This is a genomic window from Candidatus Pelagibacter bacterium nBUS_29, assembly GCF_051200905.1.
Classification (GTDB): Bacteria; Pseudomonadota; Alphaproteobacteria; order Pelagibacterales; family Pelagibacteraceae; genus Pelagibacter.
Window position 1 is genome coordinate 872199 of record NZ_CP172843.1, and the last position, 14877, is coordinate 887075.

General features: G+C 25.5%; 18 protein-coding genes. 12 read left to right on the forward strand and 6 right to left on the reverse strand.

Annotated features, from left to right (window positions below; genetic code table 11):
* Nucleotides 1-5: 5 nt before the first annotated feature.
* Together purM and purN are read left to right on the forward strand one after the other, a co-directional pair.
* The gene (gene purM / locus ACIJYA_RS04745; protein ID WP_435087621.1) at nt 6-1037 is read left to right on the forward strand and encodes a phosphoribosylformylglycinamidine cyclo-ligase; all 1032 of its coding nucleotides are present in this window, start codon (nt 6-8) and stop codon (nt 1035-1037) included.
* Entirely contained in the window at nt 1015-1593 is a 579-nt protein-coding gene (gene purN, locus ACIJYA_RS04750) for a phosphoribosylglycinamide formyltransferase (RefSeq protein ID WP_435087623.1), read from the forward strand. Before purM ends, purN begins: the two co-directional genes overlap by 23 nt.
* On the opposite strand, the gene ndk is transcribed toward purN, so the two are convergent.
* Complete coding sequence (ndk, locus tag ACIJYA_RS04755; protein ID WP_435087625.1) at nt 1583-1993, reverse strand: nucleoside-diphosphate kinase; 411 nt, start codon at nt 1991-1993, stop codon at nt 1583-1585. The genes purN and ndk overlap by 11 nt on opposite strands.
* On the reverse strand, nt 1986-3443 hold the full coding sequence (locus ACIJYA_RS04760) for a leucyl aminopeptidase (protein ID WP_435087627.1): 1458 nt from the start codon (nt 3441-3443) through the stop codon (nt 1986-1988). Before ACIJYA_RS04760 ends, ndk begins: the two co-directional genes overlap by 8 nt.
* Nucleotides 3444-3503: 60 nt before the next feature.
* Here ACIJYA_RS04760 and ACIJYA_RS04765 point away from each other — a divergent pair, with 60 nt between their 5' ends.
* The 7 genes from ACIJYA_RS04765 to rsmA are packed head-to-tail and all read left to right on the forward strand — an operon-like array spanning nt 3504 to nt 11059.
* Nucleotides 3504-4616, forward strand: a complete 1113-nt coding sequence (locus ACIJYA_RS04765; protein ID WP_435087629.1) for an LptF/LptG family permease — start codon at nt 3504-3506, stop codon at nt 4614-4616.
* Nucleotide 4617: 1 nt separating this feature from the next.
* A complete protein-coding gene (locus ACIJYA_RS04770; RefSeq protein WP_435087631.1) occupies nt 4618-5691 on the forward strand; it encodes an LptF/LptG family permease in 1074 nt (357 codons plus the stop codon).
* A complete protein-coding gene (locus ACIJYA_RS04775; RefSeq protein WP_435087633.1) occupies nt 5681-8389 on the forward strand; it encodes an LPS-assembly protein LptD in 2709 nt (902 codons plus the stop codon). Before ACIJYA_RS04770 ends, ACIJYA_RS04775 begins: the two co-directional genes overlap by 11 nt.
* A 3-nt stretch (nt 8390-8392) precedes the next feature.
* Nucleotides 8393-9325 (forward strand): peptidylprolyl isomerase, encoded by a 933-nt coding sequence (locus ACIJYA_RS04780; RefSeq protein ID WP_435087635.1) that lies wholly within the window; start codon nt 8393-8395, stop codon nt 9323-9325.
* Nucleotides 9315-9524, forward strand: coding sequence for a hypothetical protein (locus tag ACIJYA_RS04785; RefSeq protein WP_435087637.1), 210 nt, complete (start codon nt 9315-9317; stop codon nt 9522-9524). The genes ACIJYA_RS04780 and ACIJYA_RS04785 overlap by 11 nt, the downstream gene beginning before the upstream one ends.
* Nucleotides 9525-9577: 53 nt before the next feature.
* Nucleotides 9578-10273, forward strand: a complete 696-nt coding sequence (locus tag ACIJYA_RS04790) for a 4-hydroxythreonine-4-phosphate dehydrogenase PdxA (RefSeq protein ID WP_435089266.1) — start codon at nt 9578-9580, stop codon at nt 10271-10273.
* Complete coding sequence (rsmA, locus tag ACIJYA_RS04795) at nt 10274-11059, forward strand: 16S rRNA (adenine(1518)-N(6)/adenine(1519)-N(6))-dimethyltransferase RsmA (RefSeq protein WP_435087639.1); 786 nt, start codon at nt 10274-10276, stop codon at nt 11057-11059. It abuts the gene before it with no gap.
* On the opposite strand, the gene gmk is transcribed toward rsmA, so the two are convergent.
* The 4 genes from gmk to fabD are packed head-to-tail and all read right to left on the reverse strand — an operon-like array spanning nt 11048 to nt 13637.
* The gene (gmk, locus tag ACIJYA_RS04800) at nt 11048-11680 is read right to left on the reverse strand and encodes a guanylate kinase (protein ID WP_435087640.1); all 633 of its coding nucleotides are present in this window, start codon (nt 11678-11680) and stop codon (nt 11048-11050) included. The genes rsmA and gmk overlap by 12 nt on opposite strands.
* Nucleotides 11681-11688: 8 nt before the next feature.
* A complete protein-coding gene (locus ACIJYA_RS04805) occupies nt 11689-11928 on the reverse strand; it encodes an acyl carrier protein (RefSeq protein WP_008544320.1) in 240 nt (79 codons plus the stop codon).
* Nucleotides 11929-11976: 48 nt separating this feature from the next.
* Complete coding sequence (gene fabG, locus ACIJYA_RS04810) at nt 11977-12714, reverse strand: 3-oxoacyl-ACP reductase FabG (RefSeq protein WP_435087642.1); 738 nt, start codon at nt 12712-12714, stop codon at nt 11977-11979.
* A complete protein-coding gene (fabD, locus tag ACIJYA_RS04815) occupies nt 12711-13637 on the reverse strand; it encodes an ACP S-malonyltransferase (protein ID WP_435087643.1) in 927 nt (308 codons plus the stop codon). The genes fabG and fabD overlap by 4 nt, the downstream gene beginning before the upstream one ends.
* A gap of 87 nt (nt 13638-13724) precedes the next feature.
* Here fabD and rpsF point away from each other — a divergent pair, with 87 nt between their 5' ends.
* The 3 genes from rpsF to rplI are packed head-to-tail and all read left to right on the forward strand — an operon-like array spanning nt 13725 to nt 14814.
* Entirely contained in the window at nt 13725-14078 is a 354-nt protein-coding gene (gene rpsF / locus ACIJYA_RS04820) for a 30S ribosomal protein S6 (RefSeq protein WP_435087645.1), read from the forward strand.
* Between the two features lie 2 nt (nt 14079-14080).
* Complete coding sequence (gene rpsR, locus ACIJYA_RS04825; RefSeq protein WP_435085215.1) at nt 14081-14353, forward strand: 30S ribosomal protein S18; 273 nt, start codon at nt 14081-14083, stop codon at nt 14351-14353.
* Between the two features lie 2 nt (nt 14354-14355).
* Nucleotides 14356-14814: a 50S ribosomal protein L9 gene (gene rplI / locus ACIJYA_RS04830; RefSeq protein ID WP_435087647.1), complete on the forward strand. Its 459-nt coding sequence runs from the start codon at nt 14356-14358 to the stop codon at nt 14812-14814.
* The last annotated feature ends 63 nt before the right edge of the window (nt 14815-14877 follow it).

The window sequence follows — 14877 nt, forward strand, 5'->3', positions numbered from 1 at the left end:
TATTAATGAATAATAAATTAATAACCTATAAAAAAAGTGGAGTTAACATAAATGCTGCTGATAAATTTGTTAATTTCATTTCATCTGTTTCATCAAAAAAAAGAGGCAAAAAAAAGTTTTCAAATATTGGTGGATTTGGTTCTATATCAGACATTCCAAATCAAATAAAACAACCTAAAATTGTTGCCTGCACAGATGGTGTTGGTACAAAAGTTGAAATCGCAAATATGCTCAATAAATATGACACTATTGGAATTGATTTAGTTGCAATGAGTGTGAACGATTTAATTGTTCAAGGTGCAAAGCCTCTACTATTTCTAGATTACATTTCTATAAATAAAATTGATTTAAAAAAATTAAAATCAATCATTAAAGGCATTGTAAAAGGTTGTAAGCTGTCACAATGTGAATTAGTTGGTGGAGAAACAGCTGAGATGCCTGGCACATATGAAAAAGGCAAATTCGATATTGCAGGTTTTGCAGTAGGAATTGTTGGTAAAGATAAAATTTTAAGTAAAAATAAAATTAAAAATAATGATTTAATTTTGGCTATTCCTTCAAGTGGTTTGCATTCAAACGGGTATTCTTTAGTGCGTTATCTTCTTAAGCAAAAAAAAATAGACATCCAAAAAAATAAATTTTTAAAAAAAGAATTAATCAAACCAACTAAAATTTATGTAAGTGAAGTTTTAAAATTAATAGATAAAAACTTGATTAATGGATGCGCCAATATTACTGGGGGTGGATTAGCTGATAATATTAAAAGAGTAATTCCAGATAATTTTTCAGCAGAAATAAATTTAGAAAAAATAAAAACATCTAAAATTTTCAAATGGTTATATAAAAATGGTATATCTGATAAAGAAATGCTAAAAACTTTCAATTGCGGTGTTGGTTTTTGTTTAATAATTAATCCAAAAAAATTTAGTAAAATTAAAGGATATTTTACTAATAATTTTAAACCGTATGTTATAGGAAAAATTACTAAAAAATTTAAAGATAAAGTTAAACTAAATGGCTCTGTCAACTGGATCTAATAAAATTAAAACAGCAATTTTTATTTCTGGAACTGGTAGTAATTTAAAAAGTCTCATCAAATTTTCAGAGCTTAAAAAATCACCAATTATCATTAAGATGATAATTTCTAATAATTCTAAAGCTAAAGGCTTGAAATATTCGAAAATTTACAAAATCAAAAAAAAAGTATTTGATTTTAAAAATTCTTTATCTGAAAAAAAAGTTATCAATGAATTAAAAGAAAATAATATTGATTTAATTTGTCTTGCTGGTTTTATGAAAATTTTATCCAAGAGTTTTATTAATAATTTTAAAGGAAAAATCCTTAATATTCACCCTTCTCTTCTTCCAAAATATAAAGGGCTTAATACTCACGAAAAAGCAATCAAAAACAATGACAAATATTCTGGATGCACTGTTCACTTTGTAAATTCTAAACTTGATTCAGGTAGAATTATAAATCAAAAGAAAGTTAGAATTAAAAAATTAGATACCCCTAAAACTTTAGCAAAAAGGGTTTTAATGCAAGAGCATAAACTTTATCCAGCAGCTATTATGAAGATACTTAGTCTCTAAAGAAGAAGTCTATTTCAATTTTTGCGTTTTCAACACTATCTGATCCATGTACAGAATTTTTATCAATAGAAATTCCATACCTTTTTCTGATAGTTCCTTCTTCTGCATCATTTGGATTAGTAGCACCCATTAACTCCCTGTTGCCTAATACTGCATTTTCTTTCTCAAGTATCATGACTACAATTGGTCCAGAGGACAGATAAGAACAAAGGTCATTATAAAATGGTTTTGTTTCATGAACCTTATAAAATTTTTCAGCTTCTGATTTTTCAATTTGAATTTTCTTTTCTTTTACAATTGAAAACCCTTTATTTTTAAACATTTCCTTTATTTCATTGTCTAAATTTCTCTCGACAGCGTCTGGTTTGATAATTGATAATGTTTTTTCAGTATTACTCATAATCATCCTCTATTAGTTTATTTAATAATCTTACACCATAGCCTGTTGCACCACCTGAATTTAATGCTCCACCATATTTTGAAAAAGCCATACCAGCTATATCTAAATGCGCCCAAGGTGTTTTGTTTAAAACAAATCTTTGTAAAAATTGTGCTGCGGTAGTTGATCCTGCTCCACCAACATAATTAATATTTTGCATATCAGCATTTTTAGAGTTTATTAATTTATCAAAATTTTTGTGAAGTGGCATTCTCCACAACTTTTCATCTACTTTATCTCCAGCTTCTAATAATTGATTAGATAATTTATCATCGTTTGAAAAAAGGCCAGCATATTCTGATCCAAGAGAAACTATAATTGCACCTGTAAGTGTTGCTAAATCAATCATAAATTTAGGTTTAAATTTTTTTTCAGTGAAAGTAAGAGCATCGGCTAAAACCAATCTACCTTCTGCATCTGTGTTTAATATTTCAATTGTTTTACCACTATATGATTTAACAATATCACCAGGTCGTTGAGCGTTTCCACCTGGCATATTTTCTACAAGCCCTACAACACCAACAGCATTAATCTTTGCTTTTCTTACAGCTAAGTTTTTCATTAATCCAACCACTGTAGCAGAACCTGCCATATCATAAGTCATATCTTCCATAAACTTAGCAGGCTTAAGTGAAATACCACCTGTATCAAAACAAACACCTTTCCCAACAAAGGCTAAAGGTTTGGAATTATTTTTTGCACCATTCCATTCCATTGTGACAAGATATGATCCTCTAATGCTACCTTGGCCAACACCAAGCAAAGCATTCATTCCAAGTTTTTTTAATTTTTTTTCATCATATATATTAATTTTTAATCCGAATTTTTTAAGGGAATTTATTCTTTTTGCATATTCATCAGGATGTAAAATATTACCTGGTTCAGAAACAAGATCTCTTGCAAAAAAAGTTCCTTCTTCTAATGCTTTAAATTTTAATAGATCCTGTGTAGATATTTTATTTTTATTTCCAATAATATTTATAGAAACAGACTTTTTATCTTTTTTTGATTTATAAATATCGAATACATAAGATTTTAATTTTAAACCATGTAAAAAATATCCTACAAAATTTTCTATTTTACTTTTAACAGTATCTGAATTTATAAAGTAATCATTTTTATTATCAAAATTTATATAACCATGAAATTTAGCGCCTAAATTTTCTATATCAGTGGTTTTAATGTTTTTTTTAATAGATACTAAAAATATTGTTTTTTTTGAGTTAATTTCAAAAACAAGTAAATCTTTTTTTAAGTCACTATTTTTTAATAAGTCTGAAATGTATAAAAATTCAGAATTTGAAATATTTTTTTTTAATCCACTAATATTGAAATTTTCATCAACAAATAAGACAAGGTTTGATGAAACTTTTTTTGAACTACTATTTCTATAATTAATTTGAACAGTCATAAATTTAAATACACTCCTTACGAGTAGAATGCTATATATTGTTAAAATTTAGAAAATTCAATGAAAAAAATTATATTCAGAAAGCTGCTACTAGATTGTTTAACATTTTTCTTTTTAGCTTTATTTGGTATCGGTACAATCATTTGGGTTTTTCAAGCAGTAAATTTTTTAGATATTATGATTGAGGATGGTAGGAATTATAATGTTTATTTCAATTATACTTTGCTTAATTTTCCTAAAATTATTAGTAGAATTCTTCCCTTTGCACTTTTTTTTAGCTTTTCCTACACTTTCATTAAATATGAGGCTAACAACGAATTAATTATTTTTTGGAACCATGGTGTTGATAAAATAAGTATAGTAAATTTTTTTTTCTGGATTTCAATTTTAATTATGTTGATCCAAATGATACTTCTATCAATTCTTGTTCCAAAATCCCAGGAAATGGCTAGATCAAAATTAAGAACTTCAAATGTAGATTATTTTGAAGAGTTAATAAAACCAAAAAAATTTAATGATACCATCAAGGGACTAACAATATTTGCTGAAGATAAAGATGATAATGAAGAATTTAAAAATATTTATATTAAAAATAATAAAAAAAAAGGATTTCAAATTACATTTGCCAAAAAGGGAATTTTCGAATTAAAAGGTAATAAAAGAGTTTTAGTTCTTTATGATGGTCAAACCTTAACACAAAATGGTGAAAATATTACAAACTTTAATTTTTCTAAATCAGATTTTGGACTTACAAATATGAACTCACATCTCATTACTTATGAAAAAATTCAAGATCAAACAACTTTTACCCTGATAAAATGTATACAATCTATTTTTGGGATAAAAATAAAAGACACAATAATTTGTAAGTCACCCAGAAATATTTACAAAGAATTATTTAAACGATTGATAAGTCCTTTTTATTTGCCTGTATTAATTTTGATTTCCTTATTATTAATTTTAATTACAAAAGAAAATCAAAAATATAACAAAAATAAATTTTTTGTTTTTTTTGCAGGTTTTGGAATAATTGTTTTATCTGAAAGTTCACTTGGTTATATTACTAATAATTTGACTAAAAATATTTTAATCTCAATTTTGCCATTTATCATTACTTTGATCATTTACTTTATATTTATCTATAAATTAAAATTATCTTTTAGAAAATTATAATATGAAAACATATACAAAATTTTTAGTTAATGGATTTATAAAGTCATTTCTTAACGTTTTCTATGTAATGATTAGTCTTGTATTCATTTTAAATATTTTGAAAGAAGTTGAGTTTTTGAGTAATAAAGAAGTTAATCCACTATATCCTGTTTATTTATCCTTAATGAGTTCTCCTTCTGTAATTTTTGAAATGTTTCCTTTTATCTTTTTAATAGCAACACAATTTTTTTTTCTTAAGTTATTTAATAACGATGAAATAAATATTTTTAAATATTCTGGGTTAAAAAATATTAAGATAATTTATATACTTAGTTTTATTAGTTTTTTTATTGGAATTCTTACTATAACACTGTTCTATTCACTCTCTTCAAATTTACAACATTATTATCTACAAGTTAAAAATCAGTTTTCTGAGGATAAACTTTACCTGGCAGTTATAAACAAAAATGGATTATGGATGAGGGATGTTGTCAATAACCAAACTAGTATTATAAATTCATCAAAAATTGATAATAATTTTTTAACTAATACTTTCATAACAACTTTTGATGAGAACTTTAATTTAATCAGAAGTCTAAAAAGTAACAAAATTGATATTAAGGATAATGAATGGTTAATTTTTGATGCTACAATTTTTGAAAATAACATAAGTCAAAAAAGTGATTTAATAAAATTTAGATCCAATTTTAATCAAAAGAGAATTGAAAGTTTATTTTCAAACTTATCTTCATTATCTTTGCTAAAACTTATTGATTTAAGAAATAACTATAAATCATTAAATTATTCTACTGTAGATGTTGACATGCAGCTTTATAAAGTTACGACATATCCTTTATTTTTAGTAATAATGACAATTCTATCTTCAATCATAATGCTTAATACCAAAAAAACTAGCAGCAAAGTATTAAAGATAATAATTGGTCTATTTTTTTCAGTTATAATTTATTATATAAATAATTTTTTTAATGTAATGGGATCAACTGAAAAACTTCCTTTAATAGTATCAATATGGACACCAATTATATTCTTAAGTTTAATAAATTTGATAATGTTGGTGAACATAAATGAGAAATAAATTGAAAAGTTATATATTGGTATTTTTTTGTTTTTTTCTTTTATCGAAAAATGGCTGTGCAAATGAACCATTTGTATTTAATGTTACTGAAATTGAAGTTTTAGAAAATGGAAATCAAATTAATGGTTATAAAGGTGGTACAGCCACATCTGAAGATGGTAGTACAATTACTGCTGAAAAATTTTTCTATAACAAACTAACAAATATTTTAGAAACATCTGGTAATGTAAAATATTCAGATAAAATAAAGAATATAATCATTACTACTGACAAAGCAATTTACCTTAAAAATGAAGAAAAAATATTTACAGTCGGTAATTCAAAAGCTGTAAATGATAATAATACAATTACAGCATCTAATCTAGAATATGACAAAATTAAAAACGTATTTGAAGCAAAAAAAAATGCTGTAGCTACCGATTTTGAAAAAGACACAACTATTTATGCTGATGAAATCACCTACTCTAAAAATGAGGAGAAAATTTTTACAAAAGGTAAAACTAAAGCTTTAGTTGAAAATAAATATGAATTTAATTCAGAAAATGTTTCTTATTATAGAAGTTTAGGTAATTTAATTTCTCAAAAAAAATCCTCAGTAGAAGATAAAAGTGGAAATATTTATAAACTCAAAAACTTTACGTACAATATTAATGAAGAATTACTTGTGGGTAAAGAAGTTGAGGTTTTAGCAAAAGTTGAAGGAAATAAAATTGACCAATATTTTTTTTCAGAAGGGTTTTTTAATTTTAAAAATAAAAGCCATTTAGCCAAAGAAACTAAGATTAAAACTCATAAAGATGTATTTGATGACGAGAATCAAGATCCAAGAATATATGGCTCATCTTCATTGAGCGATAAAAACAAAACTGTTGTTAATAATGGAATTTTTACCAGCTGTAAACTTAATGATAATTGTCCTCCTTGGAGCATAAAAGCAGAAAAAATAACCCATGACAAAATCAAAAAGGATATGATTTATAAAAATGCAATTCTAAAAATTTATGATGTACCTGTTTTATATTTTCCAAAGTTTTTTCACCCCGATCCATCAGTAAAAAGAAGAAGTGGGTTTTTACAACCACAATTTAATAATTCTGAAACCTTAGGTTCATCATTGTATATTCCCTATTTTAAAACTTTAGGTCATGACAAAGATTTAACAATAAAACCAACATTTTTTGAAAAACTTACTAAATTTGAAAAAGAAAAATACATCCTACAAAGTGAATTTAGAAAGAAAAGTGAAAATTCCTCGCTCATCGCAGATATTGCTTTTGTTAGAGATTATAAATCTCTGACAGGCTCAAAAAATAAAACTAAAAACATAAATCATTTATTTTTAAATTATTCAAATGATTTAAAAAAACCAGATTATCTAGAGAGTAAATTTGATGCTCAAATTGAAAAAGTTACTAACGATACATACCTTAAAGTTTTTCAAAATAATTTATTTGATACTCCTGTAATGCCAGGAAATCAAACAACAATGAATTCAAACTTAAAATTATACCTAGAGAAAGAAGATCAGCACTTAACAACAGGTATTGAGGTTTATGAAAATTTAGGAACAAAACACAGTGATAGATATCAATATACTTTACCTTATTACGATTTTTCAAAAAATTTGACACCAATTATTGCAGACAATTCAATAAATGGCTCCCTAAATTTTTATTCAACTGGAACTAACAAACTTTCAAATACAAATAATCTAAGAACTACTCTTGTGAATGACTTTAACTATAGTTCAAATGATCTTATATCAAAATTAGGATTTAAAAACAATTTTGACTTATACTTTAAGAATTTAAATGCTGTTGGAAAAAATGATACAATATACACATCTAATGCACAAATAGATGGAAAAAGCACTGTAAAAATTGATTCATCTTTTCCATTAATTAGATCAAAAGATATGATTAAAGAAACGCTTACTCCCAAAGTATCTCTTAGAATAAATCCAGGAAACAACATGGATAATTATAGTGGATCATCAGCAAATATAAATGCGAACAATGTATTTGATACAAATAGACTTGGCATATCAAATGATTTTGAAGCAGGAAGATCTCTTACACTTGGTATAGATTATAAATTTGATCAACTAGAAAAAAACCAATCAGAAGAAACAAAAGATAAATATTTAGAGCTTAAATTAGCGACAGTAATAAGAGATCAAAATGAAAATGATATTCCAATAAGTTCAACTCTCAATAAAAAAAATTCAGATTTGTTTGGATCAATCAACAACCGATTATTTGATAATGTTAATTTAACTTATGATTTCTCATTAGACAACGATATGAAAACTATAAATTCTAATTCAATTGAAACCGAAATTTCTATAAATAATTTTATAACAACTTTTAATTTTATTGAACAAAGGAATGAGATTGGATCAACTCATTTACTTTCTAATGTCACAGAATATCAGATTAATAATAATACCTCTTTAAAATTTTCAACAAGAAGGAACAAAAATATTAACTTAACAGAATATTACGATCTTAGTTACGAGTATAAAAATGATTGTTTAACAGCAGCATTAAAGTTTAATAAAAGTTTTTATCAGGATAATGACTTAAAGCCAACTGAGGATTTATTTTTTTCAATCACATTGATTCCACTGACGACATATGAGAGAGAAATTTATAAAAAAACACCTGGACAAAGCGGTATAAAGGGATGGTTTAGATAATAGATGATAAAAAACAAATATTTAGCATTTTTGACACTTGTTTTTTTTATATACAATACAAGTTCAATTAGTCTTGAAAATAAAATATTGGTAAAAATTGAGGACCAGATCATTACAAGCCTAGACGTAATTAATGAATATAATTATTTGGTTGCAATGAATCCAAGTATAAAAAATTCTAAAAAGGAAGATATTCTTAAATTTTCAAAAAGATCAATTATGCAAGAAAGAATCAAAAAAATTGAAATTGAAAATAATTTTAACAACCCTAAAATACCACAAAAAATCCAAGATCAAATTTTAAAAAATATTTATTCTAAAATTGGTTTTACCAACTTATATGATTTTAAAGAATATTTAGATAACAATGATATTAATTTTGAAAATGTCAAAAATAAACTAGCAATCGAAGCTTTATGGAATGAATTAATTTTAATAAAGTTTTCTTCAAAAGTTAAAATTAATAAAAAAAAATTAAGAGATAAAATTGAAAATAATAATAATAAATTTTTGAAATCATTATTATTATCTGAAATTTATTTTGAAATTAAAAATATTAATGAATTAGATAATAAATTTATGGAAATTAGTCAGGTAATAAAAAACAAAGGTTTTGATTTTGCAGCTCTTGAATACAGCTTATCTACAACATCAAATTTTGGAGGTAAACTAGATTGGATTAACGAAAGTTCACTTAACAAAAACATTATAGCAGCAATAAGTAATTTAGAAATTAATGAATTTACAAAACCTATAGTTGTTCCAGGTGGTTTTTTAATTTTGAAAATTAATGAAATAAAAAATACTAAAATTAAGATTGATGTTGAAAAAGAATTCAAAAAATTAGAAGATTTTGAAAAAAATTATCAATTAAATCAATATTCAAAAATTTATTTTAATAGAATTAAAAAAGATTTAAAAATCAGTGAATTATAAACCAATTATAATTGTAGCAGGTGAGCCAAATAGTGTTTTTTTTGAACTTTTTTTTAAAGTTATAAAAAATAAAATCAATTCTCCTATTATTTTAATCGCATCAAAAAAATTGATTATGAATCAAGCTAAAATTTTAAAAAAGAAAATTAGTTATAATGTTACCAATGAATTTGAGGTAATTAAAAAAAAAATAATTTAAAAAAGATAAATTTAATTGATGTTGATTTCAGACAAGCACCTGGATTTAGTAAGATTACACCCAAATCAAATCCTTATATTACTACCTGTTTTGATATAGCGATTAAATTACTTAAAAACAATGTTAGTGATAAATTAATAAATGGGCCTATTTCTAAGAAGACTTTTTTAAAAAAAAAATACAATGGAATTACCGAATATCTTGCTGATAAAACTAATACGAATAAGTTTGCAATGATAATATATAATAAAAATCTTTCCGTTTGTCCTTTAACCACTCACCTGCCAATAAAATATGTTTCTAAAAAAATTAATAAATTAGAAATAATTAATAAAGTACAACTTATCGATAACTTTTGGAAAAAAAAATTTAATAAACAACCAAAAATTGGTATCACAGGACTTAATCCACATTGTGAGACTATTGATAGTTTTAATGAGGACAAAAGTATTATTTTACCTACAATTAAAGAATTGCAAAAACTCAAATATAATATTGTAGGACCATTAGCTGCAGATACTATTTTCTTAAAAAATAATAGAAAAAAATTTAATTTAATAATTGGTATGTATCATGATCAAGTACTTGCTCCCATTAAAACTCTCTTTGAATATGATGCAATTAACATCACTATAGGTCTTCCTTTTATAAGAGTTTCCCCCGATCATGGTCCTAATGAGGCTATGCTTGGTAAAAATAAATCTAATTATCTAAGTTTACTTAATTCAATTAAATTTCTAGACTTTTAAGTGATTAGAGCAAAAAAAAGTTTAGGTCAAAATTTCTTAATTGATAAAAATATAATTGATAAAATAATTAACACAGTATCAATTACCAATAATGAAATTCTAGAAGTTGGTCCTGGAACGGGAAATTTAACTAGAGAAATTTTAAAAAAAAATCCAAATAAATTATATCTTGTTGAAAAAGATGCTTTTTTAGCAGAATCTTTAAAAGAAATAATTGATGAAAGAGTTAAAATATTTAACGAAGACATTCTTGAATTTGACGAAAATTCATTATCAAAAAAAAGAGTTATAGTATTTGGAAACTTGCCCTACAATATTTCAACGGAAATATTAAGTACATGGATTACAAATTTTAAAGATGATTATTGGTTTTCTGACCTTATTTTAATGTTTCAAAAAGAGGTAGCAGACAGAATTATAGCTAAATTTAACACTTCTGCTTATGGAAGATTATCAATTTTAGCTAATTGGAGACTTAATATTAATAAAATTTGTGATATCTCGCCTGAAAGTTTTTCACCAAGACCTAAAATACAAAGCTCTTTAATTCACTTTACTCCTAAAAAAGACTTTGCTGAAATTAAATATCCAATAAATTTAGAAAAAATTACAAGAATATTTTTTAGTCATAGAAGAAAAATGTTAAAAAAACCATTTAACCAAATATTTAATGGAAATACTGATTTGCTCAATAAATTTAATTTAGATTTAAATTTAAGGCCTCAAAACTTAGATTTTGATACTTATTATAAATTAACAATTGAGTATGAAAAATTAAGAAGTTAATTTTTCAACATGATTTCGAATATATTCCAAGTCATAATCTTTAGATCCGTTAGAAATTTCAGCATTAATTAAATTGGTAATTTTAGAATAACAATTTTCTAAATTATCATTAACAACTACATAATCATAGTTTATCCAATGCAGGACATCTCTTCCAAATTGCTTCATTCTTTCTTCGGCAATTAATTTATCCTTCATATCTCTATTAGATAATCTTTCAAATAAAACTTCTTTACTAGGAGGCAAAATAAAAAATGTTACTAGTTTATAATCTAACTTTTTATTTTTAATCTGGTCTGCACCTTGCCAATCAATATCAAATAAAACATTTTTACCTTTATTTAATCTATCTATTACTGGTGTTCTGGTGGTTCCATAAAAATTACTAAATACTTTTGCGTACTCAAGAAATTCCTGATTATTGATTAATCTTTTAAACTCATTTTCATTAACAAAATAATAGTCTTTATTATTTATCTCATTAGGTCTTGGCTGGCGAGTTGTGTGTGATATGGAAACTTCGTAGTTATCTATTTTAGACAACATTTTAACTAATGTGGTTTTACCCGCTCCAGATGGAGAGGATAAAACAATCATTACCCCATCATTTTCTGAGGGCATTTGAATTATTAGTTCGCTTTTCCTTCGATAAACTTAACTGCATCACCTACAGTTAAAATTTTCTCAGCTTCACTATCTGAAATTTCAGATCCAAATTCTTCTTCGAAAGCCATCACTAATTCAACAGTATCCAAACTATCGGCACCTAAATCATCTATAAAACTAGACTCTTCAGTTACTTTAGCTTCGTCAATACCTAGGTGATCAGCTACAATTTTTTTTACCTTGCTTGAAACGTCTTCTGACATATTGATCCTTTTTGTTATAAATTCTTAATAGTTTAAAAAGCCATTTTGTCAAGCCATATACATGCCTCCATTAACATGTATTGTCTCCCCATTTATGTAATCAGACTGATCTGAGCATAAAAATAACACAGCATTTGCAATATCATCTGGCTCACCTAATCGTGCAGATGGTATTTTTGATACAATAATCTCTTTAAATTTATCGTCAATTTTATCTGTCATTGCTGTTTTAATAAATCCTGGTGAAATACAATTTACATTAATATGTTTCTTGGCATATTCTATTGCAAGACTTTTTGACATAGCAACAATCCCCGCTTTTGATGCTGTGTAGTTTGCTTGTCCTAAATTGCCAGTATGGCCTACTACAGAAGTAATATTTACAATTTTTCCAGATTTATTTTTAAGCATTTTTTTAATAGCAAATTTACTCATTAAAAAAGTTGAGGTTAAGTTTATATTTATAACTTTTTGCCATTCATCCAAACTCATTCTAATTGCAAGGTTATCTTGCGTTATTCCGGCATTATTTACTATACCATCTAAGCTTCCACCTAATTCATTAGTAGCATTTTCGACAAACTCTTCAATTTTATCACTTTGCGAGATGTCAAATCTTAATATCTTAATATTTTTGAAATTTTTTTTAAGCTCTTCTAGCTTTTCAATTCTAGTTCCAGAAGCCAAAATATTTGCACCCGATTCATTTAATTTTTTAATTATAGAGTTTCCTATTCCACCCGATGCACCAGTAACAATGATATTTTTATTTTCTAAATTACTCATATTTTTAAACCTTCAATATCTCCTTGATTATTAATAGTGTCTATTTTAACCTCCTTACTAATTCTTTTAACCAAACCTGATAAAACTTTTCCCGGACCTATTTCAATAAAATGATTTATATCATTATTAATCATATTAATCACACTTTCTCTCCATCGAACTCTATTTTCAATTTGTTTAATTAATAAATCCTTAAGCTCGTTGGTGTTTGATATTTCTTTAGCTGTAACGTTTGAAATCAGTTTATTGTCACCTTTTATAAAGTTCAATTTATTTAGTTCTTCGCTCATGATGTTTGTTGCTTTATTCATCAAATTACAGTGAAAAGGTGCACTTACTGGTAACTTGATATTCTTAATATTATTTTCTTTTAAAACTATAATTAATTTATCTAAATCTTCTATTTTTCCACTTAATACAATTTGACCTTCAGAGTTATCATTGGCAATTTGAGCGCTTAAATTTTGCTCATTATCTTTTAATATTTTTTCGATTGTTTCGACAGTTGAGCCTAATACTGCAACCATACCCCCCTGTCCTTTAGGAACTGAGTTTTGCATGGCATCTCCTCTTATTCTTAAGATTTTTAAAGTATCAGAAAAACTTAGATATCCCGCACATGATAGCGCAGAATATTCTCCTAAAGAATGTCCAGCAAAATATTTTGCTTTACTTAAGTCAATATTAAATTCTTTATTAATTACGTTGTAAATTGAATAGCTAATTAAAAAAATTGCTGGCTGAGTATTTGCCGTTAAGTCTAACTTGTCTTTAGGGCCCTCTAGTATAAGCTTAGATATAGGAAAATTTAGCGTATCATCTGCTTCTTTAAAGAGATTTTTAACAATATCAAACTTGTCAAAGAATTCCTTTCCCATTCCAACCATTTGTGATCCTTGACCTGGAAAAATTACTGAAAACATATAAAAAAAACTATCTATTTTGCCTTTTTAACTATTGTAATTGAACATTTATAATAGTATATCCTCACTTTTTATTAAAGAACTTAAATGAATTTATACGAACATACTATTATAGCTAGACAAGATACTTCACCAAGTGAAATTAAGCAATTAACAGAAAAATATTCTAAAATTGTTGAAAAAAATGAGGGTGAAATTGTTAAAACTGAAAATTGGGGATTACTAAACTTATCATACTTAATTAAAAAAAATAAAAAAGGTAGCTACATTCACTTTAAAATTAAAGGTAAAGGAAATGTAATAGATGAGCTGGAAAAAAATGAAGCAATTGATAAAAAATTATTAAGATACTTAACAGTAAGAGTTAAAAAATTTGATCTAGAAGCTAATTACTTTGCTAAAAGAGAAGATGAAGATAAAAAAGAAAGCTACAGAAATTAATTATGCCTAAAAGACAAAGTGGGAATAAAAAAGGTAAACAAAGCAACTTTGCAAAATTAAGTATCTTTCAACCAAATAAATATAAATTCAAAAAAACATGTCCGCTATCAGCAAAAGGAGCACCTGCTGTTGATTATAAAAATGTAAGACTTCTAAAGAAATATATGTCTGAAAACGGAAAAATTTTACCTTCAAGAATTACTAATGTTTCTCAAAAGAAACAAAGAGAATTGTCTCTTTCAATTAAAAGAGCTAGAAACTTAGCATTAATATAGAAATGAAAGTTATTTTATTAGAAAACGTCAAGAGAATTGGTTCTATCGGTGAAGTGATAGACGTTAAAAGAGGCTATGCTAGAAATTTTTTAATTGCTAACAAAAAAGCATTGTACGCTTCAAAGGAAAATATTTCAGAAGTTGCAAAGATAAAAGCTGACTTGTCAAAAAAAGATAGCGAGAAAAAGAAAGAAGCTACTCAAATTTCAGAACAAATTAACGGCAAAGAATATGCAGTTAAAAAACTAAGCACTGAAAACAATGAATTATATGGTTCAGTTAAGCCAACTGAAATATCAAAACTAATTCAAGATGAAAATAAAATTGATATTAAGCCTTCAATGATACAACCAGTTGAAGAAATTAAATCTTTAGGTAAATTTAAAGTGAAAGTATCATTGCACTCAGAAGTTGATGCTGAAATTACAATCAGTGTTACATCCGCTGATACGATCCAATAATTATACATTCTTTTCCCCAACAGTTATTATTAATTTTAATTAAAAAATAATTCTATAAATTAA